The organism is Niallia tiangongensis (assembly GCF_044704065.1).
Taxonomy (GTDB): domain Bacteria; phylum Bacillota; class Bacilli; order Bacillales; family Cytobacillaceae; genus Niallia; species Niallia tiangongensis.
In genome coordinates this window covers 5098459-5124281 of record NZ_CP162613.1, presented here as the reverse complement: position 1 = coordinate 5124281, position 25823 = coordinate 5098459, and the positions used below count along the sequence as shown (strand labels likewise).

Here is a 25823-nt window from a genome sequence, read left to right as displayed (position 1 = left end):
TCGAGCTTTTAAAGAAACACAGACTTACAGAATTTTATCTCCTATAAAATTTTTAAGCTGCTTGTTGCTTACTTAACTTAGAAGCATTATAAACAAGCGTCACGAGATCAAAATGGACTTTCGCTCTTTTCCCAGTACGATAACGAACATTATTGAGCTGGAAATAACCCTTAAGATAGGCATTTACTCGTTCAACCGCTGTACGTCGTTTAAAGATGGTTTTCCAAGTATTTGACCCACGAGCTGGTGCGGTATATCTTCTAAGATCGGTTGTGATTTTTACTTTGTATACTCTCTGACAAAGACCATCATTCGCTAACGGACAGTCTTTACACTCTTTTGGACGTGTATATTTTAACGTTTCATACTGATGATCAAAGCTATCGTAACGGTAAGAATGCTCTCGGACACATGTAGGGGCGAAGTGCTTATCAAATCCAATAGGTTCGGGTTCATTCCGCTTATTATAAGCAATCACAGATTGATGCCCCATTCGATGAATTTGGGTATAAATCGCTTCAAAATCATAACCTGCATCCATTGTTTGATAACGCATGGAAGGAAACAAAACGTGTTCGTGAAGTCCTTTTAATAAAGGGATTGCAGCTTTTCCATCATTTAAATTAGCGGAAGATAGAAGAGATTGAAAGATATACTGACTCTTTGTCCCTACAGCTAAATGAGCTTTGTAGCCATACCAAAAAACATTTTTTCCTTGGCTGTTTTTCTTGATTCCCCATTGAGGATCTTGAGGAATTTCAGCTCGAAGTTCATCCAGAGGAATATCTAGTTGTTCTTCTATTTTCTTGTCATAAAGTGGAAGGTTGGCTTCCTGTTCTGCTTTTTCGATAAGCCATTGTTCACGCTCTTCTTTTGATTTACGTCCACGTTTTTTCGGTTCCGATTTTGGCTGTTCTTCCTTTGGAGGTGCTGCATCTTTGGCTAGTACATGAGTGGCATCAATGGCAACTGTGTCATCCTCCACAAAGCCTTCTGAAATGGCTTGATGGAGCAGTGTTCCTTGCGCATTTTCAAGAACATCGGATTCACAAAGAACAGTAATCATTCTAGAATAAGCTGCTTCTGAGGGGATAGAGTCTGAAACTAAAAACCCACAGTCAAGACGGAAGATCATGTCATGCTTTAACCGTTTCACTAAATCCTTAATAAACGGAATTCGCTCCGTAATTCTAGTGATGAGCGAATAAATCATCGCTGCATAGTTTAGCTCAATAGGTCCTCCAAAACGCGATTTCTTCGTTACCACAGCGAAGATCGGTTCGATGTCAATGGTAGAAAAAACAGCTTCAAACCGTTGGGTAGGTTCTAAATGATATAATTCTTGTAGGTCAAGTAGGGTTCCTTGTCGTATAATAGTCATAGGGAGTCTTCCTCCAGTCTTATTAGTTTGTGTGGTGCTTACTAAATTCGACATTTTGGGAGGTACTCCTTTTTTTGTGTCTCTGAGACCTTGAGGCTCTAAGCGTTAAATTTATGAAATTGATTCAATTAGGGTTAAAAAAGTGACTATTTTTTAATTTGTAATTAAGTAATTGAGAATATATAATTAAAAAAATGGCGATAATTGAAATAAGGGAAGGTGACAAACGTGGAGTATGAAAAATTATCGAAGGTTTTTTACAAAAAGGGAAATGATTTTTACAAAAGCGAGCTAGAAAAAAGAAAAAATAGTTACGGTAGTTATTTAACGAATTTATCTATAAGAGGTTTTAAAAGAGGGCAAATAATAAATGAAAACTACTCGCTATTTTATGTAAATACATACCGATTAATGTCTCTAAATAACAAAGTGTTAATTAATAGTTCAAAAATATCTTCTCTGATTAGTAAGCTTCCCCCATTTGTAATAGAGCCATATTTCCATAAATTAATTATTAACGAAGCTCAAAGTAATAATGAAATAGAAGGCATACGTAGTACAAAAAAAGAACTAAAAGAAGTACTAGAGGATGTAATGAAATCTGAAAAGAAACAAAAACGTTTTAAAGGATTAATGAAAACTTATTTGTTTATTGATGAGATTAAACCTTTTACGGAAGTTTTAGACTTCAGAAGGCTTTTTGATGATTTAGTCTCTGATGAAATAGATAAAGAAGATAAACCCGATGGTGAATTATTTAGAAAAGGGTATGTAGAGATAACCGATGGACCACATACAACCCATATAGGTGTACTTTCAGAACTGAAAATTATTGAATCATTAAACGCACTAATAAAATTTCTAGATGATGAACAACATTCAGAATTATACCGCTATATGGTTGCACATTACTATTATGAATATATTCATCCTTTCTATGATGGAAACGGAAGAACAGGGCGTTTGTTAGTTTGTAGTTATTTATCTAGATATTTAGAGAGGTACTCGGCGATTACTTTTTCTTATGCAGTAAATAAGAACAAAACAAAATATTATAAAGCACTTGAGGAAATACCCTCTCCTTTAAATAAAGGGGAAACTACTTTTTATTTGATAGATATGCTGGAATTACTTATATTAGGGCAGGAAAATATTATTGAAGATTTAGAAATAAATTTGTCAAAAATGGAACGAATAAAAGATTCTTTTAAAAGAGATATTTGGCGAGAAAAAAAAGAAGAATCTGATGTATTAAGAATAATGACTAATTTATGTGTATTTGTTAATGAAGAAGCTAACTTTCCTATTACTGAATTGATAAGACTTACTGGTAAATCTAGATATAAAGTAAATCAAATATTGAGTAACTTGGAAACAGAGGGGTATGTCAAATTAGTCAGTCAAAGACCAAAAGAATATAGAGTTTCTGAAGATTTTTTAGAAAGTATTTTGGTTTTGTAGGTGGTACGGTATAAGTCTCAATATTAACCATAATATTTTAAAGTTATTGTTTGTTTAGAAAAACCTCATTTAGATATGTCATGGTAAACCGTACCATAAGTAAATGAGGGTATCAACCAAAGCCCTAAAGGTTGGGGGATTTGGTCAAGCACCCGAGAAGATAATTAGGGAGAAACCTCTCGTTTATTTAGAAATTATCATTAAATATTTTAAATAGACGGAGACACTCCGTCTATTTAATCGAATCACGTAGAAATGGGGGATTTTTTATTGTATAGACAGACAGCTTCCCCTTATTTACATTGAGAAGAGCTCCACTCAGCATCTATCAGAAAAATCTCCGTTTATTTCATTAATGGTTGTCAGCTTTTGAAAGGGAAAGACTAACTGTTCACATATTTGTAGAAAAGATTTTGTAAAGCCAAATTAACTATGGATTTAAATATGATATAATTTTTTCAAATCTTTCATTCCTCTCTTGTAAAATGGAATCTTCTTCTATAAATTCATCATTTTATACCTGCTATTAGGCAGTGTTATAAGGTCTTCCTAACCGTTTTAAATAACCTCTTAGTTGAATTTTTCTAGTTAATCACCTTAACATCCTTTTTTCTCCTAATACCTTTTCAAAAATTTGTTAGAAACCTGAAAGGAGTGATAAATCCAAGCAAACTATTTATGCTTATTTTTAAGTATTTTAAGGGCAATTGCTTTTGGAAATGAATTATAAATTTTGAGGAGGATAAACCAATGGGCCACGATATTTCAGGATTCAATAAAGCAGGGAAAGAAATTGCTTATGCACGTTTTAGCATGGGAAATTACAATGCTCACATATTGTACAGTTTACTTGATGCAGATCAATACAATGGAGGAGTTAGTGGAATAGGGGATGCTGCTGCCTTCTCCGTAAAACAGATGGAAAAGGCTTTGGATGCCTATAATCAGTTATTTGGTAAGCGTGATTCCCCATCAGGAAATAATAATTTACCTTGGGATCAGAAACAAATTCTGAATTTTATTCTAAACTGTTTAGCAACAGCAAAGAAAGAAGAAAAGGTAAGAGTATGTTTTTGCTAATGTTATTTTAGAATGTATTTTGAATTCCTCGCTTTCATTTCTTATCGATATACTACAACAAGTAACTATTTCCTCACCAACTTCAGTCAATCATACTGGTAGAAGTATCCAGATTATAATATATTAAAAATGATGTAATAAAAGGAATTAAATTAATTAATAAACTAGAGGCGTTTGGCAGCGAAATGGTCTGAAGTACATCAGTATTTTCAGAACGTTGCGTATCCAAATAGTAATTATGTTTTTTAAAGGGGACAAGAACAGTGGCAGAAATCAAATTTGAAATTAAAGAAACAGTGGGGGCTTTATCACAGTCACCTAAAGGTTGGAGCAAAGAACTCAATCTTATCAGCTGGAATGGAAAAGAACCCAAATTCGACTTGCGTGATTGGGCGCCAGAGCATGAAAAGATGGGGAAAGGTGTTACGCTGAGTGTTGTGGAATTAAAGGTTTTAAAGGATTTGTTGAATGGAATGGATTTGTAATGAGTAAAGGAGCTGGTATACATCAGCTTCTTTTTAATGTACTGTTACTCCAAATTGAACGAAAAGAAGTAGGCAAACATATTTTTTCGAATCGTAATGTCGAACAAATTGTATTTGGCAATTAAATAATGCTATAAACGGCAGTATGTTTTTTGAATGGAAAAAGAGCCGATTTATGCAAGTAGTGCATAAAAACTTGCATATCTTCGGCTCTTTATTTTCATTCCTTATTTTTCTAACGCCCCGTTACTTTAAGTACATTCTTTCACAAAGTTATCCCAAATTATTTTAATTTGAATACGCTATATCCTTGAACTGTACATTAATATACTGAGCTGTCTAAGTTATTTCCACATTTGTTGCATTTAATTGATAAAACGATTTCTTCAGCATTTAAAATGTCTTCGTCATTAAAAACTTCTATATCCCCAAATCTTTTAGAAAAACGATATTCTAAGTCTCTAATACACCCGCATTTTAAACACTTAATGCTAAACATAGGTTCCTCCTTCTTAGCATCTAAAAGTCCTATTGCGATTTCCTTTAAAATTGGTATAACAAATCGTTTCATCACTTCACCCCTACTCTCCCTTTTTACTTCACAATATCCAGCAATATTCATACTAAAATCATAGAAGGTAATAGCAAATTGCTGTTCCTTTTTCCAAAAATTATGTCAAACATTGGTACGCAGTATGTTTCTACTATGTAGTATATCAAATTCAAAAGAGCCCCAATTTAGGGCCATTCAATCAATTCTTTACTCTAGAACCGCGACATTTTCTACATGGTGGATAGGATGACAGAATGAATGTTAGGGGACGATTTTTACACTCAACGTATGCGGGTACATATCAAATCCCAAAGACATCCTTCCTGAGCAATTTATAAGTGTTCGTCTCTTGCGTTATTAATGGTGCCATTGTGTCACGCAAAAAAGATACTGTATCATTTCCGCATTGTGTTAATCCTAAACTTTTCTTAGTCTCCGTAAAAAATAAACCAGCTGCAGACTTAAAGTCATCTATAGGATTACCCCTATCAATAGATTTTCTTAACGCCTCAACCTTGATTGCTTTAATTTCATCTACTTTTTCTTTTTTTCCACAAACCTTGCATAACTTTTCTATAATCTCATCTTCTAGTAAGTAAGACTCAAGTTCACGTAATGATAATACTGTTATACCTCGTGATTTTAGTTCCTCAATTTCGTCCAAGCTTCTGTCATCTCTATCTAAAAGCTTAATTATAATATGATAGGGGTTCACTTTTTTTATTACATCAAATAGCAATTTCTCTTCAGCCTCAATATCTTTACAAGCCCCGGCAGAGCAAAATACTGCGTTAGGAAATTCCAAAGAAAAGATTTTTGTATAACACTTTTCATCAAAACTCTTATTTTTTGTTCCACCAGAATGCCCCTCACAAAAAACTATGTAATTATCTGTTTGTTTTCTGATGCTTGGAACGGGTGTATTGGTACATATCTGGTGTTCTTGAACTCTATATGTTATTTGATTATTACCTTCCGCCAACTTTATAGCTTCAAGACATAAAATATTTAACATAACGGCAGGGCCACCTTGAATGTACCAACAACCAACTTCATTCTGTTGACTTAAAAGCCATTCTTTTGCTTTCTCAACATATCGCTGATATCCCACTGGTTTAATTACAGATAGCGCAGTCATTGCTAAGCAAGTAGATAGAATAGATCCTTCTGTATCTTTAGAAGTAAGTGACCAAGCACCAGATGCTAATTGAGTTTGAATCAACAACAATAGAGCATTATCCAAAATATCTTTATTTATATTTGTCGGGTTAATGCGTTGCCATGCAAAAGCAATAATACTAGCTGTTGGAATGTAATCAATGAATAAAGGCTTCGTTTGTCCTTTGCCAGATTCTTCCCAATATCTCTTCCACGGCCTTGAAGACTCAACATTCCCAACACATATTCCATATAGTAGAGCTTCCAAACCAAATTTTGATGTTTTTCTCAAGAGCAAATCAGATCTACAATAATAAAATAATGGATAAAGGGAATATATTGGGTCAACCCCACCTTGGTATACTGTTGATACTTCATGAGAATAAGCATCAACCCAGGGCCCAAATTCCTCCAATTGGAGCCACTCAACAGCTCTAAAAAAAGTGGCTGTAATAAAATCCTCTTCTTCATCTCTTGCACTTAAGAAATTTGGGAAGTAATCTGCTTCTTTACATAGGTCAGTTAGCTCTAGCAATGAAAGTTCATTATTTTTTGCTTTTTTTATAATATCCTTGCGATCCATATTGAGCATAGAGTCCCTTTCTACGTCAGTACATATCCAATTTATCCAGTTTTCACTTATATCAGTCGAGGTAGTTATGGTTTCTCCTTGACTTCGGAAATATACAAGCGCCTCCAAATCAGCATTTGCTCCAGCTTCAAGAGCTGAATGATATAACCAAGCTTCTGCCTTTATTACTCCTGATTCTATTGCTATGAACGCTTTGTGAAACTGATCTCTAACTTCCACTAATTCTGGAAAGAAATCTTCAAACTTGACAGTAACCCAAGGCATAGAATCATTTTGTTCTGGAAAAACAGGCAGTCTTCCTCTAATTGCATCAAAATCTATAAATACTTTCAGCTCAGGGATATTCGACTGTATAGCGTCAATTCTCTCTATCGAAGGTACACCCATCCACCGCCAAATTGTTTCGCTAGTAAACTGCCATATTCTAGAGATTTCTTTCGATGTGGCTGATGCAATATAATTATTCATTTTGTCTTTGTTTAATATAGGCTCATTCATTGTTTCGATTACTCACTCCTTCTAGCATTGCTAAACTTCTATTTAACACCTAATGAATATTCAACTAGTTTTTATTCAAAGCAGGCAACACCCCGTCTAAATACTCCTGCCAATAATACATAAATAGCATTTCAAGTTCTTGCTTTTTTCCTTTTATGAATGGTTACTTTGGTATTTTTCAATACAAAGAGTTGAGATTAAATAGATTACTTTTCTGCTTATAATTATAGTCACATTTCCTATAGGAAGTATGACTCTTTTTCCTATGTGAAGTTGGCCAGATATTATCATATCATGAAATCTATTAATCCAATCATAAGCAGTGCAGCAAGGTTTATTTGATACTTCGCCCATGTTTTTTCGAGCCAATCACTAACCTCTTCAGTTATTGTTGTAGATTAAGTGAAAACTTTCACAATATCAGAAGTATTTATTCTAAAATCATACCAGAAAATAACAGATTACGGTTTGATTTTCCCGGAATTATCGCAATCGTTGTTGCGCAGTAATTGTCTACTATGCATCAATAAATTATGAATCAAGATGATGTACTACTTATTCGTCAACATACAAAAATAAAGTTTGGCTCATCTACTTCTGTAATAGGGACTGTTATTATGACAAACCCTGGTTCTTTTGATTTTAAGAACACGAAGGGATGGGATGATTTCAAAAATGGAAAGGGCCTACTTAACGTTTTCGAGGCTGAAGATTATGCGGACCTTACGATGCAAAATATAATTGAAGTAGTTAGAGAAGGCTATAAGTCTGCTAATCTTGGCTCACCAGATGGTATCGTTCAAATTTTTAATATATCCAATGTTGTTCAAAGTAAAGGAGAAAAAGCGGAAGATTACCATAAAAAAGTGAGGATTCTTATAGAAAAAAGCAATGAGTTTGAACTTAGCCTATTACAAGAGCCTGCTACAAACAATAAACAAGCCTTTTTAGATGCTTGTATGTCATCACAGTTTATTATTATGGGATTTGTGAATAATGTTTTACAGAGAATGTTGCGGACTTAATCAAATGGTCTCAAGTAATGTCAGATAGATAAATAATGGCCATAGATGAGGCAAAGTGCTATTCACATCCTAGACGCTGGAGAACAGAAAAACACTTGAAAGAGCTTGCCATTAGTAGAATGTCAGAGGCGCTTACAACCTCTTTTAAGTCTAAATAACTAGTACAAATTAATTAACAAATACATAATGCTTAGCAGGAAGAACTTTGAAAGTGGTCGAATAAATGGGTGAAATAGATGTGCTATTATGCTTATATTTAAACATTTCATATATATAATACAAAATAATTATTTGGGGGAAGAAAAAGATGAATAGTAATATTGATTTTGGAGATATTTTTGATAAAGAATATCAGAAGGTTAATAAAATGCGTCCTAATATTTTGGTTGTAGGAAAAACTGGTGTTGGAAAAAGTACATTAGTTAATGCAATTTTTTCAGGGAAAATAGCAGAAACTGGTGTAGGTACTCCTGTTTCAAAAAACTTAACTAAGTATGAAAGGGAAGGTGTTCCTGTTTCTATTTGGGATACGAGAGGGCTTGAATTAAAGGAAGAAGCTCAAATCCAAACAAAACAGGAAATAATAGATGAAATTCGTGAATTAAAGAAAGAAAATGATATTATAAAACAAATCAATGTCTGCTGGTATTGTATAAACTATCTTGGTAAGCGAATAGAGGAAAGTGAAATTGAGTGGATTCAACAAATAGCTCATGAGGTTCCTGTTATTATTGTTTTAACCCAAACGCAAAGTAAAAAAGATGATGAATTCTATAAATCAATTAGATCTATGGAAATTCCATATAAACAAGTAATGAGGGTACTAGCGGAACCATTCTATTTTGACGATGATATGATGATTAAGCCTCATGGTTTAAAGGAACTATCAGATGTTACATTTCAAATCTTACCAGAGCAATTAAGAAAGGCATATATATCCGCACAAAAAGTAGATTTGCAAAAAAAAATAAATACAGCTTGGATTGCTGCTGGAACGGCAATTACTGGTTCTGCTGCATCTGCGTTTCTTCCACCAGGAGCCGATCTTGCAGGAGTAGCAGCCGCACAAGCTGGAATGTTAGCTAGTATTACGGTGATTTTTGGACTAGAATTTGGAAAGAACTTTTTTGTATCTGTAGTAGCGGGAATAGGTAGTAGGGCTGGTATAACTGCTGGAATTACATACTTTTTTGGAAGTTTAGCAAAAGCTACTGGAGTTGGTTATGTAGCTGCTTCAGGTATTGAAGCTGCTGTTAATACTGGAATATCTACTGCATTAGCAGTCGCTTATATTAACGTATGTACTAGACTAGTTGAAGGTAGACTCAATAATAAGTCAAATGAGGAAATACTAGAAATGATAAATAATGAGTTCACTAAGCAACGGAATGAAAAAAATCCTAAACCTGATGGGCTTGATTAATAGGTTCCTGTTATTTTAAAGCAATTTAATTAACAGTGGAGGGGAGAATGTTTTCAGCCCCTCCTATTATATTAGTTTACCCTAACTAACGTTAAGGGTAATGTTATTTTTTTAGTAATGGATTGAGAAAGTATGCTACTGTATCAAATATGTGTAAAATAAGGATAAATAATATGAAAAATTTAACAAGAGAGGAGGAAATACTTAAATGAAGAGCAAAAGTGAGATAATGGATATCATCAGCAAGTTGGAAGATCATGTAGCAGATGATTTTGAAGCTCAAGACTTGGACTTCAAACAATGGAATGATAGAAGTAGAGAAGATAATGTAAAGACAATGATTAGTTATGCTGTTTGTATGGCAAATGGTGGTGGGGGGAGTGTTGTTTTTGGTATAGCTGACAAAGTGCAGGGGATAGATAATGCTCTAAAAGGGGTACCATTTGATATTGATATACCAGAACTGCAAAAAAGGATATATGAAAAGACGGACCCTCATTTAACTCCTTCATTCGATGACATCTATCTAAAAGATGGTTCTGTTAGGCTTTTAATAATGAATGTTTTTCCAGGAATGCCCCCTTATACAACAACAGACGGTGCTGCAACAATAAGACAGGGAAAAGATTGTCTGCCTTTCACAGGAACATTAAGAAGGCAAATGATTGATTCATCAGGACAGGTTGATTTTACATCTGAAGTAATTTACGAGGATTGGAATAATTTGTTTTCCCACTCTGCTATGGAACGAATACGTGAATTTATGTCACGTGAGAGAGCGGATGATAGTTTGTTATCACTTTCTGATGAAGACCTTTTAAAATCTATCGGGGGTATTAAGAATGGATATTTTACAAAGGGGTCTCTGTTATTAGTTGGTAAGCCAGATGCTATTGAAAGGCTAATTCCACAACATAAATGGTCATATAGAAAAATGCTAAGTGATACAGATTATTCCCATAGGGACGATGGAACTCACGCTATTCCTGTTGCTTTATATGAATTAGAGAGATATATTTCAGTGGATAACCCAATGGTTACAATAGAGTCAGGACTAGTTCATCCTGAGTTTAGTACTTATCCAACAATTGCACTAAGAGAAGCGTTGTTGAATGCCTTTGGCCATCGAGATTACAGAATGAGTGGAACAATTATGTTAAAGCAATATAGGGATAAATTAGCGCTAACCAATCCTGGCCAATTTATAGGAGGCATAACTCCTAATAATATATTGCACCATCCGCCAGTAGCTAGAAACAACCATTTGATGGATCTACTGGATAGATTAAAATTAGTAAATAGGTCTAATTTAGGCGTATCTAGAATATTTCGTTCCCTACTAGTAGAAGGTAAAGAACCCCCTATTTATAGAGAAGTTGGTAGTAATATTGAATTAACCTTTATATCTTCTCCTCTAAATAAAGGGTTTAAGAACTTGGTAAAACAAATGGTTGATGAAGGCAATCAAATTGATGTAGATCATTTACTCATTTTGCAATATTTAATCAGACATGAACAAATAGATACTGTAATTGCAGCAGAGGTCTCCCAACGAAGTGTCGAACAAGCTAGGGAATTATTAAGTAAAATGTACAATGATTTTAATTTGTTAGAATCAGTTGGTCGTGGTAAAGGAAGGTATTATACTTTATCGAGAAAGGCATATGAATTGCTAAAGGAAAATATGAAGTATGAACGCCAACAAAGCTTAGATAAAGAGGCAGTTAAAATCAGAGTATTATCTATTCTAAAAGAACGGACTCTAACTAATAAAGAAATAAGACAATTAACAGGAATGAATAGTAAACAAGTACAACGTCTAATAAAGGAACTAGAACCTGATGGAGTAGAGGTAAGTGGAAGAGGCGCTGGAACAAAGTATGTATATAATCCATCAAAATAAGGACATAAATAGAGACAAAATAAGGACACATTGGTATGATTTCCCTCTATTTATAATAATATTAAATAAAAATGCGGACAAAATAGGGACATAATGCGGACATTAATGATAAATATTTAAGTGTAGGGAAGAATAGGGACAAAAATAGAGACAAAATAAGGACAAAATAAAACCAGGAGAGGATTGACCTCTCCTTATTTATTTACCCTATCCAACGTTACGGTGAACCGTATCACAAGTAAATGAGATTCTTCTTTAAAAAAGATCTATATTAACTAATTTCTTCACTATGTTTTTATTCTGTTGTTAGTTTAGAAACAAGAGAATAAATGTCCATTATTTGCCAATATAGAATATAACAGAAAGTTCTTTAGTAAAGGGATGATGTTATTGGATATTAGACAAATTATTATGGCAGGAGAAACTAATACAGTTGAATTTAAAAGTTGGATTAAAACACCAAAATATAAAGAAATGATTGACTTATTGGTAAAAGAGGCGGTAGGTCTTACTAATACCAAAGGTGGAATTATATTGGTTGGAGTAGAAGATGATGGTGAAATCACAGGGTGTACGAAGTTTGATGAACAGAATATTATAGAAGCTGTTTATGACAAAACGATGCCTAAATTATTTACAGATATAGATGTGATTGAAATAGACAATAAGAAAATTCTAAAGGTAAATGTAGAAAAATCATCAGAAATAGTATCAACTTCTAATGGTATTACCTATAGAAGACTTGGTAAGAATACGAAGCCTTATTATCCATCAGAATATAATTCGAATAAAATAAGTGGTTTTAAAGGTGATTATTCAGCTAAAATTATAGAAAATTCCAGTGAAGAAGATATAGATTTTATCGAAGTTGAAAACCTGAAGCGAAAATTACAGTCAAGAGATAAAGATTCAACACAAGTTATGTTCACAGTGACTCCCCGGAATTTGTCGAATATTGATAGTGAGTGTAACTACATGAATTGTTAAACTGAAATAGTAGCTAATTTATTCTAAAATGTCTGTTCGGAAAAATAGAAATAGTAAGAAATTATCAGTAGAAAATTGATTAAATCAGAAAAAATTGAAATCTTTAACATGTGTAATTAGAATCCATATGTTAATATTAATTAAACAATAAGTAAAAGGACCGAATATAAATGTTAAAGGATATCAGTGATTGGGAACTAGTGGGCTATGGTGGGAAAAGTACACTCGAAAAAGAGGAGTTACGTTCTCCAAATCGAATAGATTATTTGATTAAATATCCAAGAGAGTTTGATGAAGGTGTTTCTTGGGAAGATTCTTACTGAATTAATTGCTGCTAAAATTGGTACACTTTGCGGTCTTGAAATGATGAAAGTTGAAATGGTAATAAGAAAGGGGAAGAGGGGGTGTCTTTTACGTAATTTTGTAAAAGAGCACAATGCAATGATGGCTGAAGAAGGTGGTTCCCTTTTGCCTAGTCTAGTGGACGGTTATCAAGAATTATTAGAGTCACCTCTGAAAAACATTGAATTAATTGAATATGGATTCAAATTTATGGAGAAATTTCCTTATTGGTCCGCGATGAAATCTGAATTTATTAATTTACAATTATTCGATGTCCTAATTGGCAATCAAGATCGACATCCGTTTAATTGGACATTGCTGTTTTTACATTCAGGAGTGAAATTTTCTCCAATATATGATAATGGTGCCTCCTTAGGCTTCCGTTTTGACGATACTAAACTTGCATACATGTTGTCCAATGAACAGGAGTTGAACAAATATACTAACAAAACAAGAGTAAAAGCAGGTATATTTGAAAAGAAAAAAGTCAAAGCTAGAGATTTGATCATATATATTAGTTCTCAATATCCAGTTGAATTTAATAATGGTGTAAAAATGTTAGAGGACTTTGACATGAAGCAATACACTATTTTTATAAAATCATTAAGTATTCTAAGTGAAACACAAAAGAAGTGGTTAACGAATCTAATACCTTTTCGAAGGGGAAAAATATTAGATTGGGTAGGAAGGGGTGAAGAATAATATGAGCAACGTTCACACATTATTAGTCGTTTGGCAAGATACGAAAAGTCGGTTGTATTATCACGTAGGAACTTTATCTTATTATAATGATCAATACGAGTTTGCTTATACAAACTACGGAACAGGTCATCGAAAACTTAAAGATGCATTAGATAATGGCTACATGTTGCATCCTGCATTTCCTGATGCAAATAAGATATATCAGTCAAAAAAACTATTTCCAGCATTTGATCGTCGATTGCCTTCCCCTGATCGTTCCGATTTTAAGGCAATCATGTCTGATTTGGGTTTAAACGAAAACTCTACAAAAATGGATTTTTTACAACAAACACGTGGTCGACTTGCTAATGATACCTATTCTTTTGAGCAGCCACTACGTCGAGAAAATGATGGGAAATTTTACTCTAGCTTTTTTGTTCATGGAATGCGATATCAAAACCTTCCAGAAGAATGGCCAACATGGTTAGCCGTTAATGAACAAGTAAAGTTAAAACAAGAGCCAACTAATCCTCATGACACTCATGCTGTTGGAATTTTTACTCAAGGAGGGAAACATTTAGGTTATGTCCCTGGTTTTTATAGTAAAGCTATCTTTTCATTATTATCATATAATGCGAAGCCAGAGGTTCGAGTAATTTATATTAATGAAAAGTCTACTCCACATTGGTGGCTTAAATTAAACTTTGAATGTAAGGTTCCTTCTATTCAATTATCTGCTTCATCAGAAGTATTGTCTGTGATGCAGTAAGCAAAATAGTTCAAATAAATAAGCCCGTAAATCTAGATCATGTAGAGGTACGGGCTTGTTTACATACTGTTAAAGTAAGTTAATGAAATGGTGTTACTTGTTTACCCTATCCAACGTCAAGGTGAACCGTATCATAAGTAATAGAGGTTTTGTTATAATATATAATAACCAAAAACCCATGGAGGCAAATATGCTATCATTTGAAGATAAAGTAAAAATCATCGAATCGTTCCCTCAATTGGAACGAAAAAATGTGTCATTAAAACGTGTTAATTTTCATTATTTGGAAAGTGGAAGTGACAAAAAGAACGTAGTGTATCACTTACATCCCAATGGAAATGGATTTGTGTATGCGGACAGGCTAAATGAGTATGATACAGATGATAAAGGTATGGTGAATATTCGGGATTTTTCAGAGGAAGAATTAAGAGAAATTATCGAAAAATCTATTCAATCATTAGAACCTAATGCACTAGAAGGAGAGACGATTGAAGAAGAAGCAATGGAAGAAGAAAAATGGGCTGACTCTGAAAATAATACGCTCCTCCTTCTTCAAGAAGAAGGGTTTTGGAATATATATGCCGGAGTAAATTTAGAAAATAGTTTTTCAAGTTATATGGAAGCGCGTGAATACCTAAAAGAAGAAGGCTTTACCAAATCTAACATGTAAGAATTATAGGAAAGACAGGATAGCCATACTCCTAATCAAGAGTATGGCATTTTGAGATTGAAAAAATGGAACAGCTAAGGGGGCTTATCCAAAAAAAGGGAGAGAAAGAACTTGAGCAAAAATAGTGTAGTGCCAAACACCTTTTTATATACATTTAATTATGCTGAAGAAGAAGAGCATTTATGTAAATTGGAAGTTCGTTCCCTATTTCGTGCTAATTTACATGCCTTTATATTAGAGAGCAGGATGGATGTAGACCCAAGTAGGAGTCCTTTTATAAAAGGAAAAATAGAAGTTCTATTTAAGGGTGATACGTTGGAAGATCTATTAAAAAAGGTTGAAGCTATGTCTGCGTGGAATAGTACTTATAAGGTAATTGGCATCAATTATCGAGATATAGATCCCCTAGATAAAATGGGTTTTGAAGAAAGGAAAGCGATTGCTAGACAAGTTGGATGCCTCATTCCAGGTGTAGCGAATCTTCATCATCCTGAGATAGTTTTCGCGATTACCAAGTTAAAAGGAAAATGGTATTTCGGATGCTATTCGGAAAACCAAGGTATTTGGCTTATTCATCAACAAAAGCCTCACAATTACTCAACAGCATTAAATACAAGAGTGGCCAGAGCACTAGTGAATATTGCGGTTCCAGAATTAACTGGTGTTAAGGTGATTGATCCATGCTGTGGCATCGGGACAGTATTGGTAGAGGCCTTATCGATGGGAGTTAATATAGCAGGTAGTGACTACAATCCTTTAGTAATGAAAGGCATTCGTAATAATCTCGCACATTTTGACCTTTCTGGACCAGTATTCTTAAGAGATATCAGAGACATAACAGAAATGTATGATGTTGCCATTATAGACATGCCTTATAACCTTTGCTCCGTCTTGTCAGATAAGGAAAAATTTGAAATGCTTCAATGTGCACGTCGCTTTGCGAAAAAAATGGTCGTTGTGACAACGGAAGATATAGATGAAATACTAAATGAAGTGGGTTTTGAAATAGTAGATCGGTGTGAAGTTAAAAAAGGAAAATTTATACGCAAATTAGTCGTTTGTTGTTAAAGCAAAAATTTTGGTCACAGTAAAAAACTGTTCACAGTGACTCCCCGGAATTTGTCGAATATTGACAGAGAGTGTAACTACATAAATTGTTTAACTGAAATAGCGGCTAGTTTATTCTAAAATGTCTGTTCGAAAGAAGTTATTGTAAAATCTGAGAAAAGAAAACCAATTCTAAATAGGCGTTTTTACAGTCGCTATATTTATTAAACAATAATCGCAAACTTATGCGTTATGGACTGTGTAACATTTATGTGAAACAAGATTTTTGGGGGAGTCACTGTGCAGTGAGATCTGTTGATTAAATTAGATGCTATTGATAGGTAGATATACTTGAAATTGGATGAAATAAATAAAAGGTGCAAAAGAACTGCAACCTTTTATTTATTTGAATTTGCTTCCCTTAAAAATTCTGAAAACTCTTGTGCTGGAATCGGAGGACTAAAGAAAAACCCTTGTACTTGGTCACATTTATGTTTTTCTAGAAACATAAGCTGTTCAATATTCTCTACACCCTCAGCAATCACATTCAGCTTTAAATTATGTCCCATCGATATTATGGTTTTAACTATCGTTAAATCATCAGGGTCATTGTGGATGTCTTTAATAAAAGATTTATCAATTTTCAAAGAATCTATAGGGAACTTTTTTAGATAACTTAATGAACTATAACCTGTCCCAAAATCATCGATAGATAATTTAATGCCTAAAGATTTTAATAATTTGAGTTTTTCAATTACATCACTTACATTATTCATAGTAATGCTTTCAGTAATCTCTAGCTCTAGATATCTAGGTTCTAGACAGGTTTCATTTAATACTCTTACTACTGTATCTACAAAGTGAGGATGCTGAAATTGACGAGCAGAAAGATTTACCGCAATTGGAATGGCAAGGAAACCTTCATCTTGCCATTTTTTATTTTGAGCACATGCTGTATAGAGAATCCATTCACCTAAGGGAATGATCAGTCCTGTTTCCTCAGCGTTAGGAATAAATTCCATTGGGGAGATAATCCCATGCTCAGAGTTATCCCATCTAACTAAAGCTTCCAGACCTGTTATAGTTCCCGATTTAATGTTGTATTTTGGTTGGTAATGGATTTTAAATTCCTTTTTTTCCAATGCTTTTCGAAGACCTTTCTCTAACATCATTTTTCTAGAGATGACTTCATTAAGTTCGACAGTAAAAAACTGAAAATTATTTTTCCCTTTCTCCTTAGCATGGTACATGGCTGCATCTGCATTTTTCAGCAATGTTTCTTGATCATAACCATCCAAAGGATACATACTAATACCGATACTCGGACTAATATAGATCTCGTGATCTTCTATTATAAAAGGTTCTGCCATAATATCGAGAATTCGTTGTGCGACTTTTGTAGTTTCCACCTTACTAACAGATTTTAATAACAGAGTAAATTCATCTCCACCCTGGCGAGAAATCATCATAGATTCCTCCATACAACTTTGCAGACGTGCCGATACCGATTTTAACAAAAGGTCCCCAACTGCGTGTCCTAATGTGTCATTTATATTTTTGAAACGATCCAAATCGAAAAACATCACTGCAATCTTTTCTTTCTTATGATTTGCTTCCTCAATTGCCAAGGTAAGTTGACTATAAAAGAATGTACGATTTGGAAGATTAGTTAATGGATCGTGGTAAGCCATATGATTAATTAATTCTTCATCTTTCTTACTTTCGGTGATTTCTATAGTAGTTCCCACTACTTCAATGACACAGTTGTATTCAACTATGGGAGATAAGGTAACGTGGAAAATCCGTTCAAATAACCTCCATTCAAAATTCACTACTTCCCCAGTAAAGGCTTTAACATAATGCTGACGCAGCGATGAAGCCACTTCAAAATCTAATATGTCAAAGGGTGACTTTTCAAATACTCGCTCAGTGGTAAGCTCCAATTCTTCAGCAATTTTTCCTTCAGAAAGGGTAAATATAACATCGCCGTTAGGAAGCATTTTAAGTTTAAAAACACAATTTTGCAGATTTTTAACAGTTTGTCGAAAATCGTTTTTTACAGCTTCCTCTAAAGCAGTTTCAGCATTTTTACGGTCAGTAATGTCTGTACGAATAGCAACGTACTGATATGGCTTTTCCTGCTCATTCAAAAACGGAACGATCGTTGTATTTACCCAATAATAGGTTCCATCTTTTGCCTTATTTTTGACTTCACCAGACCATACCTTGCCTTGCCTAATCGTATTCCACATTCCTTTAAAAAAAGCTTTAGGATGATGTGATGAGTTAATAATACGGTGGGTCTTCCCGATCAATTCTTCTCTGCTATACTTGGAAATTTCACAAAACTTGTCGTTCACATAGGTAATGATTCCTTTTTCGTCGGTAATAGCAACTAAAGACGATGAATCTAGTGCATACTTAATATCTCCCAAATCTTTGAGTGTTTGTTCTAATTCTTTCTCAACTTTTTTGCGGTCAGTGATGTCTGTACGAATGGAAACATACTGATATGGTTTTTTCTGTTCATTCAAAAATGGAACGATGGTTGTATTTACCCAATAATAGGTTCCATCCTTTGCCTTATTTTTGACTTCACCAGACCATACCTTGCCTTGCCTAATCGTATTCCACATTCCTTTAAAAAAAGCTTTAGGATGATGTGATGAGTTAATAATACGGTGGGTCTTCCCGATCAATTCTTCTCGGCTATACTTGGAAATTTCACAAAACTTATCGTTCACGTAGGTAATAATCCCCTTTTCATTTGTAATAGCAACTATTGAAGATTCATCCAACGCATATTTGATATCTTTGAGTTCTTTCATTTCGAATTAATTCTCCTTTAATAAAATATTCCTTGATATGAATCCACATATTTTTACATTTTTAAATAATGTATCACTAATAACAAAAAGACTTAATTCTTTATAAAAATCGGCTGTCTTGCTACAAAAACATCCATCGATTTAATCTATATAAAAACTATATAGTAAAATAGTCCCGTTAACAATGCAAGTTTTCCAGTATGCACTAATTGGTGCAAATCTTGTCGTATTTGGAACAATAAGTGCATATCAGCGGTACTAAACAGTGAGTGAAAGGTATTAATAATAATAGACATATTCAATATTACCATTAATATTAGGAATAAATATATGGTATTTATTACATTCTGTAAATGCGACTTTTCTCATAGATATCAGGTATATTTACCTATATTTAGTGATGTAATGTAAGGATCCCAATCAATTCAAGTAATTTTTTCCAAATGTAAAATTAATATAATCAAAAGGTTACGATAAAGGCAAACATAACGCAAGGTGAGGAAACAAAGCCATGTGCCCAAAGTAAATATTGCTATGCCTGGGCAGGTTACTGAATAGCAAAGCGTCTCCAAAGGCTATGCATATTTGAATCGGTTTTTTACGGATTGGAAATATTTAACGATATACTTTTGCTTTTGATTACCCGATATCTGGATTAGAAATAAAATATAAATCGGAGAGGGGATATTATGTCAGATCAATTTGTGGTTGACTCTATTTTAGAGGTTTATATATTTGAATCATCGCAGATGTTAGAACAATTAGAAACAGTGATTTTGAAGTGCGAAGAGGCAGGAGCATATTCAACAGAAATGATAAATGATGTTTTTCGTATTATGCATACGATTAAGGGTTCATCCAGCATGATGTCGTTTCACAATATATTGCGACACTAGCGCACGCACTTGAGGATTTATTTTCCCTTCTTCGTGAGGAAAAGATTAGAATCGAGGATTATTCCCTGCTTTCTGATTTCATGCTTGATGGAGTGGATTTTATAAAGGGTGAGATAGAGAAAGTAAAGAGTGGTGACTCTATCGACGGAGATTCCACACAACTAATAGAACAAGCAAATGATTTTTTGGAGAGATTGAAATTAAGTAGTAATAAACATGTTCAGTTACGCGAACAGAACGATTCTCATGACTCTAATATTGATACCGTACAAAACAGTGATGCTTCTACATTACATGAATATGTTGCTACAGTACGCTTAGAGGATTGCTGGGGAATGGAAAATGTACGCGCATTCCAAATCATTCACCAATTAAAGGAAGAATTTCAAGAACTGACATTTACACCAGATGATTTAGATACAAATTTTGATACTGCCGATTTGATCCGTCAAAATGGATTTCATCTTTTTATTCATACAGACAAGATGTGTGAGGAAATGAAAGCGTTATTTAGTCAAGTTTCCTATATACAATCTTTTGAATTAAAGGAAATAGATAGAACAATATTGAGCCCTCTATCAGAGATATCGGAAGATGAATCAAAAAAAATAAATAGTTCAATTAAGGAAAATTGTAAGAATGTAGCTCATCAGTCAAGTTTTATAAGCGTTAATGTGTTAAAACTGGATGAACTTATGGATTTAGTAGGTGAACTCGTCATTGCAGAAGCGATGGTGACTCAAAATCCTGAGTTAGTTAGCCTTGAACTAGAACAATTTACGAAAGCAGCAAGACATTTAAAGAAAATAACAGATGAAATCCAAGATAAAGTAATGTCCATTCGAATGGTACCGCTAACGAATACTTTTCAAAAGATGAATCGCATCGTAAGAGACATGAGTAAAAAACTTCAAAAAGAAGTGCAGTTAAAGCTCATTGGTGAAGATACGGAGGTAGATAAAAGTATTATTGAACATATATCAGATCCGCTCATGCACATTGTTCGCAACTCACTTGACCATGGGATTGAAAGTTGTAAAGAAAGAGTGGATAAAGGAAAACCGAAGTTAGGAACACTGACGCTTGAGGCGAAAAATGCAGGAAATGAAGTGTTTATTTTCGTGAGAGATGATGGTCGGGGGTTAAATAAGGAAAAACTCATCAAAAGAGCAAAAGAGAATCATTTGCTTCATAAAAATGAAAGTGAAATGAGCGATCGGGAAATCTATAATCTTATCTTCTTACCAGGGTTCTCTACAAAGGATCAAATCACTGAATTCAGTGGTCGTGGTGTTGGGATGGATGTCGTCACAAAAAATATTGGAACGGTAGGAGGTACTGTGACAATAGATAGTGAAGTGGACAAAGGAACTACGATTATAATACGCATTCCGCCCAGCAAAAGGGGATATCATTACGGACCCTGATGGATATGAAATGATTATGGTTAGAGGACAATGCTATCCTATTCGTCGATTACATGAGCGTTACGGTATTCGAGGAGATGTAACGAACATAGATGAAGGTGTTTTAATTATGGCAGAACAAGAAGATAAATATGTATGCCTTTTTGCAGATGAACTTCTTGGTCAACAACAGGTAGTTGTAAAATCATTGCCAGAATATATTAAAAAAATATGTACGGTGAAAGGAATTACAGGTTGCACCCTACTTGGTGATGGCAGCATTAGCCTAATCCTTGATATTTCAGGACTCATAAATAGTACTGCTAGATAATTTAAGATGGGGGAGAAGGAAATGTCAAATGTTTTACAGTATGAAGAATATGAAGCAGACAATCAAGTAGATAGGTTTTTGACATTTGTCTTGGAAAGTGAATTTTATGGAATCGATATCAAAAATGTTACCGAAATTATTGGAATTCAACAAATTACCGAGGTGCCAGAAGTACCTGATTATATACGTGGAATCATCAATCTAAGAGGAAAAATCATTCCAGTTATGGATGTTCGATTACGATTTAAAAAGGATTTTAGAGAATATAATGATCGAACTTGTATTATTGTTATTGATGTGAAGGAATTATCAGTCGGCCTCATAGTTGATAGTGTTTCAGAGGTTTTGATGATTGCACCAGAGGAAATTGTATTACCTCCAGAAATAACGCAGTTTTCTAATAAGTATGTAATGGGAATTGGAAAGGTTGGAAATGAAGTCAAACTATTATTAGATTGTGACAAGCTACTACACGAAGAGGTTTCAGAACAATTGCTTCACATTTAAACAAATAGGAGGATTCGGTCATGAATTGGTTTTATAATATGAAAATCGGTCGGAAGTTACTCATAGCATTCTTAGTTGTAGCAATGATAGCTGCTGGAATAGGTGCTGTTGGAATTATTAATATGAGAAATATTGATAAGGATTATACGGATTTATATGAAAATTACGGGATTTCTACAGGTGATATAGGAAAAGCAGCGGTGGAATTTCAAGATATACGTGCAACAGTAAGGGATATTGTATTATCAAAAAATGCAAATGAAGTAGAGACATATATACAGAATATTGAAGAGAAGCAAATTGAGATGGAGAAAAATCTAGAAGCATTTGAAACTAGTATTCAAACTGAGCAAACTCGCGAAGTCTATACTACTTTAATAAGCAATCTTGATCAATATAATGGTACCTTAGATAAGGTGTTTAGTCTTGCTCTTGCGAATAAGATGGAAGAAGCCTATGAGGTTCTTATATCAGAAGGCACTACTTCTTACAATGAAGCAAGCAAAAATATTGATCAATTATTTAGCCAAAAACGAGAAAATGGAAATAAGGTGTCTGATAATCTTTCAGTGGAAATAAACAAAACGATAACCATTGTTATTGCGGTAGTCTTTTTGGCTGTTATTGTTGCTATTTTACTAGGATTATTCATTTCCCGTATGATCAGTAAGCCGATAGAAAAAATTGTTCGATCTGCTGAACAAATAGCAGATGGAGACCTTGATGTGGAAATTAATATAAAAATGAAAGATGAAATTGGGGCTTTAGCAAATGCATTCAGTAAGATGAGTGACAATCTAAATCAAGTCATGCATGAAATAAATACGGCAGCAGCACAGGTGGCATCTGGTTCGAGTCAAGTGTCAGAATCTAGTATTTCCCTCTCACAGGGCGCTACTGAACAAGCAAGTTCGATTGAAGAATTGACAGCATCGGTGGAAGAAATTTCTTCACAAACAAGATTAAATGCAGACAATGCCAACGAGGCAAATAGATTAGCAGAGATGGCTAAAACAAATGCAGTAGAGGGAAATTCGCAAATGAATGAAATGTTAAGAGCGATGGAGGATATCAATGTTGCTTCTGAGAGTATTTCTAAGATTATTAAAGTGATTGACGAAATTGCCTTCCAAACAAATATCTTAGCACTTAATGCAGCAGTCGAAGCAGCAAGGGCAGGACAACATGGCAAGGGATTTGCTGTTGTGGCTGAAGAGGTACGTAACTTGGCAGCAAGGTCAGCTAATGCCGCAAGAGAAACGACTGATATGATTGAAGGGTCGATTAGAAAAGTTGAAGGTGGAATGAAAATCGCAAATGAAACGGCAGCAGCGTTACAGAAGATTGTGGAAGATGTTGCAAAAGTTGCTGACCTTGTGAATGGCATTTCCACTGCTTCTAACGAACAAGCAGCAGGCATCAGTCAAATCAATCAAGGTATAATTCAAGTATCACAAGTTGTACAATCTAATTCAGCCACTTCAGAGGAAAGTGCTGCTGCAAGTGAAGAACTATCAAGCCAAGCAGACTTATTGCGAACGAAGGTTAGCCAATTTAAGCTGAGAACTACAAGCATTTCGGGAGGAATTAATGGATTGAATCCAGATGTAATGAGTATGCTCAATCAAATGTCGAACCACTCAAAATACCAAGTTGAAAACGCTCCTACAGAAATAGCTGCATCTATTCAAAAAAGAATAGTGTTAAGTGATAACGAATTTGGAAAGTATTAATAAAATCAACAACAAAGGGAGGGTATAGGGTTTTAATACCCTCCCTCCCTATATAGGTGGTGAAGAGATGATAAGTATTACAGATAAAGAATTTAAACAGCTTGCCGAATTTATAAAGAGAAACTATGGTATCCATCTTAAAGAAGAAAAGAAAATGATTGTAGAAGGTAGATTATTTCAAGTATTGCAAAAATTTAATTTCACCAATTATACAGATTATTCCCACTACATTTTAGCAGATCAAACGGAAAATGCAGCCTCAGAATTAGTGGAGAAAATTACAACAAATCATACTTTCTTTATGAGAGAAGTAGAGCATTTTCATTTTTTTCAACAGCAAGTGCTTCCCTATTTAGCCCAAACTGTAAAAAGCAATGACTTGAGAATCTGGAGTGCAGGTTGCTCCACAGGGGAAGAGCCATATACTCTTGCTATGATTTTAGACGAATATTTTGGTTTGCAAAAATACAATTGGGATACAAAGGTACTTGCAACAGATCTTTCTCAAAAGGTCTTATGTGCTGCTGCCAAAGGTATATATCCAAATGAAACACTTGCATCTCTTCCGTTTAAATGGAATCAAACTTATTTTAAGAATAATGGTGACGGCACTTCAGAGGTAGCTGCCAAAATCAAAAATGAAGTTATCTATAGACGATTTAATCTCATGGAGTCAAACTTTCCATTTAAAAAGAAATTTCATGTCATCTTTTGTCGAAATGTCATGATCTATTTTGATCAGAAGACGAAAAAAGAGCTCGTTAATAAATTTTACAATTTAATGGAACCAGGTGGTTATCTATTTATCGGGCAATCAGAGACAATAGACCGTGAAGCTGTCAACTTTCGGTATGTAATGCCCGCAGTATATAGAAAAGAGGTAATAATCTAGCAGACGAAAGGAAGATAGTCATATGCACGCACAAAATAAAATTAGTGTGCTTGTTGTTGATGATTCACTTGTATTTAGAGAAGTGATTTCACGTGGAATTGAGACAGACCCAAATATTCGAGTAGTTGCAAAAGCAGGAGATCCCTTCGAAGCACGGGATTACATTTTAAAGTATCAACCAGATTTAATGATTTGTGATATTCAGATGCCAAAGATGAATGGAATTGAATTTATTAGAAGACTTCTTCCCCAGTATTCGTTGCCAGTTCTAATTGTGAGCTCCGCTAATAATGTTGTATTTGATGCGTTAAATGCAGGAGCAGTGGATTTTGTTGGAAAGCCAAATGCAAACTCGCCTGAAGATGTAAAAAACTTTATCATGGATTTAATTCAAAAAATAAAAATGGCTGTTTGTGTGAACGTGAGAAAAGATCATTCTTGCGAAGTACAAGTGATAAATGAAATGCAATCCGTACCTATGGAAAAAAAAATTATTGCAGTAGGAGCATCTACTGGTGGTACGGAGGCCATACTTCAATTATTGCAATCTCTACCTACAAACATCCCCGGAATGGTTGTTGTCCAGCATATTCCACCGGTCTTTTCAGGAATGTTCGCTCAACGTCTTGAACAAACTACGCCATTTCGTGTTAAGGAGGCACAAACAGGAGATTTTGTAGAGCAAGGGAAGGTGTTGATAGCCTCAGGAGATAAACACATGAGGGTAAAGAAAGTAGGTTCGAAATTTAAGGTTGATTGTTTTGAAGGAGAAAAGGTAAGTGGGCATTGTCCATCCGTAGATGTATTATTTCATTCGGTGGCAAAAGAAATCGGCAAATATGCAGTTGGTGTAATCTTAACAGGTATGGGAAATGATGGGGCAAAGGGATTGCTGGCAATGCGTAGAAGGGGTGCTCGAACCATCGGACAGCATGAAGCATCCTCTGTTGTATATGGAATGCCTAAGGTTGCTTATAACGTTGGTGCTGTGGAAAAGCAGGCATCTCTTTCGCGTATCCCACAATTACTGTATTCAATGGCTATGGAAAAAATATAGGTGCTAAATAGTATAATGGCAATACAAGACAGTCCTAGTATTGCCATTATACTATTTAGATTTTTTTGAACTGTACTAACAAGTGCAATTTTAGGTGCGAATTATTTGTTTTAATGTA

At 34.4% G+C, this 25823-nt stretch carries 24 protein-coding genes and 1 riboswitch; of the genes, 20 read left to right on the top strand and 4 right to left on the bottom strand.

Features of this window, described 5'->3' with window-relative positions; genetic code table 11:
• Positions 1–52: 52 nt before the first annotated feature.
• A complete protein-coding gene (locus AB3U99_RS24230; protein WP_400244594.1) occupies positions 53–1381 on the bottom strand; it encodes a transposase in 1329 nt (442 codons plus the stop codon).
• A gap of 228 nt (positions 1382–1609) precedes the next feature.
• Here AB3U99_RS24230 and AB3U99_RS24225 point away from each other — a divergent pair, with 228 nt between their 5' ends.
• From AB3U99_RS24225 to AB3U99_RS24210, 4 genes are all read left to right on the top strand, one after another.
• Positions 1610–2842, top strand: coding sequence for a Fic family protein (locus AB3U99_RS24225; RefSeq protein WP_400244592.1), 1233 nt, complete (start codon positions 1610–1612; stop codon positions 2840–2842).
• 750 nt (positions 2843–3592) lie between these two features.
• Positions 3593–3922 (top strand): hypothetical protein, encoded by a 330-nt coding sequence (locus AB3U99_RS24220; protein ID WP_400244590.1) that lies wholly within the window; start codon positions 3593–3595, stop codon positions 3920–3922.
• Between the two features lie 263 nt (positions 3923–4185).
• Positions 4186–4407 (top strand): YdbC family protein, encoded by a 222-nt coding sequence (locus AB3U99_RS24215; protein WP_400244588.1) that lies wholly within the window; start codon positions 4186–4188, stop codon positions 4405–4407.
• The gene (locus AB3U99_RS24210; protein ID WP_400244587.1) at positions 4407–4532 is read left to right on the top strand and encodes a hypothetical protein; all 126 of its coding nucleotides are present in this window, start codon (positions 4407–4409) and stop codon (positions 4530–4532) included. The genes AB3U99_RS24215 and AB3U99_RS24210 overlap by 1 nt, the downstream gene beginning before the upstream one ends.
• Before the next feature lie 197 nt (positions 4533–4729).
• Here the strand turns inward: AB3U99_RS24210 and AB3U99_RS24205 are convergent, their stop codons facing one another.
• Both AB3U99_RS24205 and AB3U99_RS24200 read right to left on the bottom strand, forming a co-directional pair.
• Positions 4730–4978: a hypothetical protein gene (locus AB3U99_RS24205; RefSeq protein WP_400244585.1), complete on the bottom strand. Its 249-nt coding sequence runs from the start codon at positions 4976–4978 to the stop codon at positions 4730–4732.
• Between the two features lie 283 nt (positions 4979–5261).
• Positions 5262–7208: a hypothetical protein gene (locus AB3U99_RS24200; RefSeq protein ID WP_400244583.1), complete on the bottom strand. Its 1947-nt coding sequence runs from the start codon at positions 7206–7208 to the stop codon at positions 5262–5264.
• 533 nt (positions 7209–7741) lie between these two features.
• Between AB3U99_RS24200 and AB3U99_RS24195 the strand changes: the two genes are divergently transcribed.
• From AB3U99_RS24195 to AB3U99_RS24155, 9 genes are all read left to right on the top strand, one after another.
• Entirely contained in the window at positions 7742–8233 is a 492-nt protein-coding gene (locus AB3U99_RS24195; RefSeq protein WP_400244581.1) for a hypothetical protein, read from the top strand.
• Between the two features lie 307 nt (positions 8234–8540).
• Positions 8541–9656 carry a GTPase gene (locus tag AB3U99_RS24190; RefSeq protein ID WP_400244579.1) on the top strand — a complete coding sequence of 372 codons (1116 nt, stop codon included), beginning with the start codon at positions 8541–8543 and terminating at the stop codon, positions 9654–9656.
• A gap of 208 nt (positions 9657–9864) precedes the next feature.
• Positions 9865–11559: an RNA-binding domain-containing protein gene (locus AB3U99_RS24185; protein WP_400244578.1), complete on the top strand. Its 1695-nt coding sequence runs from the start codon at positions 9865–9867 to the stop codon at positions 11557–11559.
• 390 nt (positions 11560–11949) lie between these two features.
• The gene (locus AB3U99_RS24180) at positions 11950–12546 is read left to right on the top strand and encodes a helix-turn-helix domain-containing protein (RefSeq protein WP_400244576.1); all 597 of its coding nucleotides are present in this window, start codon (positions 11950–11952) and stop codon (positions 12544–12546) included.
• Positions 12547–12716: 170 nt separating this feature from the next.
• Positions 12717–12869 carry a hypothetical protein gene (locus AB3U99_RS24175; RefSeq protein ID WP_400244574.1) on the top strand — a complete coding sequence of 51 codons (153 nt, stop codon included), beginning with the start codon at positions 12717–12719 and terminating at the stop codon, positions 12867–12869.
• Positions 12838–13590, top strand: coding sequence for a HipA domain-containing protein (locus AB3U99_RS24170; protein ID WP_400244572.1), 753 nt, complete (start codon positions 12838–12840; stop codon positions 13588–13590). The genes AB3U99_RS24175 and AB3U99_RS24170 overlap by 32 nt, the downstream gene beginning before the upstream one ends.
• Before the next feature lies 1 nt (position 13591).
• Entirely contained in the window at positions 13592–14338 is a 747-nt protein-coding gene (locus AB3U99_RS24165) for an HIRAN domain-containing protein (RefSeq protein WP_400244570.1), read from the top strand.
• Between the two features lie 190 nt (positions 14339–14528).
• Positions 14529–15008, top strand: coding sequence for a hypothetical protein (locus AB3U99_RS24160; RefSeq protein ID WP_400244568.1), 480 nt, complete (start codon positions 14529–14531; stop codon positions 15006–15008).
• 111 nt (positions 15009–15119) lie between these two features.
• Positions 15120–16076 carry a TRM11 family SAM-dependent methyltransferase gene (locus AB3U99_RS24155; RefSeq protein ID WP_400244566.1) on the top strand — a complete coding sequence of 319 codons (957 nt, stop codon included), beginning with the start codon at positions 15120–15122 and terminating at the stop codon, positions 16074–16076.
• 377 nt (positions 16077–16453) lie between these two features.
• Here the strand turns inward: AB3U99_RS24155 and AB3U99_RS24150 are convergent, their stop codons facing one another.
• Positions 16454–18883, bottom strand: a complete 2430-nt coding sequence (locus AB3U99_RS24150) for an EAL domain-containing protein (protein ID WP_400244564.1) — start codon at positions 18881–18883, stop codon at positions 16454–16456.
• Between the two features lie 468 nt (positions 18884–19351).
• Positions 19352–19438: riboswitch (cyclic di-GMP riboswitch) on the top strand.
• 134 nt (positions 19439–19572) lie between these two features.
• Between AB3U99_RS24150 and AB3U99_RS24145 the strand changes: the two genes are divergently transcribed.
• From AB3U99_RS24145 to cheB, 7 genes are all read left to right on the top strand, one after another.
• Positions 19573–19779 (top strand): Hpt domain-containing protein, encoded by a 207-nt coding sequence (locus AB3U99_RS24145; RefSeq protein WP_400244562.1) that lies wholly within the window; start codon positions 19573–19575, stop codon positions 19777–19779.
• 92 nt (positions 19780–19871) lie between these two features.
• The gene (locus AB3U99_RS24140) at positions 19872–21206 is read left to right on the top strand and encodes a chemotaxis protein CheA (protein ID WP_400244559.1); all 1335 of its coding nucleotides are present in this window, start codon (positions 19872–19874) and stop codon (positions 21204–21206) included.
• 10 nt (positions 21207–21216) lie between these two features.
• Positions 21217–21516: a chemotaxis protein CheW gene (locus AB3U99_RS24135; protein ID WP_400244555.1), complete on the top strand. Its 300-nt coding sequence runs from the start codon at positions 21217–21219 to the stop codon at positions 21514–21516.
• 21 nt (positions 21517–21537) lie between these two features.
• Positions 21538–22023 carry a chemotaxis protein CheW gene (locus tag AB3U99_RS24130; protein ID WP_400244553.1) on the top strand — a complete coding sequence of 162 codons (486 nt, stop codon included), beginning with the start codon at positions 21538–21540 and terminating at the stop codon, positions 22021–22023.
• Positions 22024–22043: 20 nt separating this feature from the next.
• Positions 22044–23756: a methyl-accepting chemotaxis protein gene (locus tag AB3U99_RS24125; protein ID WP_400244551.1), complete on the top strand. Its 1713-nt coding sequence runs from the start codon at positions 22044–22046 to the stop codon at positions 23754–23756.
• 67 nt (positions 23757–23823) lie between these two features.
• Positions 23824–24648, top strand: coding sequence for a CheR family methyltransferase (locus AB3U99_RS24120; protein WP_400244549.1), 825 nt, complete (start codon positions 23824–23826; stop codon positions 24646–24648).
• A gap of 22 nt (positions 24649–24670) precedes the next feature.
• Positions 24671–25705: a chemotaxis-specific protein-glutamate methyltransferase CheB gene (gene cheB / locus AB3U99_RS24115; protein ID WP_400244547.1), complete on the top strand. Its 1035-nt coding sequence runs from the start codon at positions 24671–24673 to the stop codon at positions 25703–25705.
• Positions 25706–25823: the final 118 nt, after the last annotated feature.

Bases quoted from the DNA above. Each gene is read 5' to 3' on its own strand.
- AB3U99_RS24230 (WP_400244594.1), bottom strand. From the start codon at position 1,381: ATGACTATTATACGACAAGGAACCCTACTTGACCTACAAGAATTATAT.
- AB3U99_RS24220 (WP_400244590.1), top strand. From the start codon at position 3,593: ATGGGCCACGATATTTCAGGATTCAATAAAGCAGGGAAAGAAATTGCT.
- AB3U99_RS24210 (WP_400244587.1), top strand. From the start codon at position 4,407: ATGAGTAAAGGAGCTGGTATACATCAGCTTCTTTTTAATGTACTGTTA.
- AB3U99_RS24205 (WP_400244585.1), bottom strand. From the start codon at position 4,978: ATGAAACGATTTGTTATACCAATTTTAAAGGAAATCGCAATAGGACTT.
- AB3U99_RS24200 (WP_400244583.1), bottom strand. From the start codon at position 7,208: ATGAATGAGCCTATATTAAACAAAGACAAAATGAATAATTATATTGCA.
- AB3U99_RS24195 (WP_400244581.1), top strand. From the start codon at position 7,742: ATGAATCAAGATGATGTACTACTTATTCGTCAACATACAAAAATAAAG.
- AB3U99_RS24190 (WP_400244579.1), top strand. From the start codon at position 8,541: ATGAATAGTAATATTGATTTTGGAGATATTTTTGATAAAGAATATCAG.
- AB3U99_RS24185 (WP_400244578.1), top strand. From the start codon at position 9,865: ATGAAGAGCAAAAGTGAGATAATGGATATCATCAGCAAGTTGGAAGAT.
- AB3U99_RS24175 (WP_400244574.1), top strand. From the start codon at position 12,717: ATGTTAAAGGATATCAGTGATTGGGAACTAGTGGGCTATGGTGGGAAA.
- AB3U99_RS24170 (WP_400244572.1), top strand. From the start codon at position 12,838: ATGAAGGTGTTTCTTGGGAAGATTCTTACTGAATTAATTGCTGCTAAA.
- AB3U99_RS24165 (WP_400244570.1), top strand. From the start codon at position 13,592: ATGAGCAACGTTCACACATTATTAGTCGTTTGGCAAGATACGAAAAGT.
- AB3U99_RS24160 (WP_400244568.1), top strand. From the start codon at position 14,529: ATGCTATCATTTGAAGATAAAGTAAAAATCATCGAATCGTTCCCTCAA.
- AB3U99_RS24150 (WP_400244564.1), bottom strand. From the start codon at position 18,883: ATGAAAGAACTCAAAGATATCAAATATGCGTTGGATGAATCTTCAATA.
- AB3U99_RS24145 (WP_400244562.1), top strand. From the start codon at position 19,573: ATGTCAGATCAATTTGTGGTTGACTCTATTTTAGAGGTTTATATATTT.
- AB3U99_RS24135 (WP_400244555.1), top strand. From the start codon at position 21,217: ATGATTATGGTTAGAGGACAATGCTATCCTATTCGTCGATTACATGAG.
- AB3U99_RS24130 (WP_400244553.1), top strand. From the start codon at position 21,538: ATGTCAAATGTTTTACAGTATGAAGAATATGAAGCAGACAATCAAGTA.
- AB3U99_RS24125 (WP_400244551.1), top strand. From the start codon at position 22,044: ATGAATTGGTTTTATAATATGAAAATCGGTCGGAAGTTACTCATAGCA.
- AB3U99_RS24120 (WP_400244549.1), top strand. From the start codon at position 23,824: ATGATAAGTATTACAGATAAAGAATTTAAACAGCTTGCCGAATTTATA.
- cheB (WP_400244547.1), top strand. From the start codon at position 24,671: ATGCACGCACAAAATAAAATTAGTGTGCTTGTTGTTGATGATTCACTT.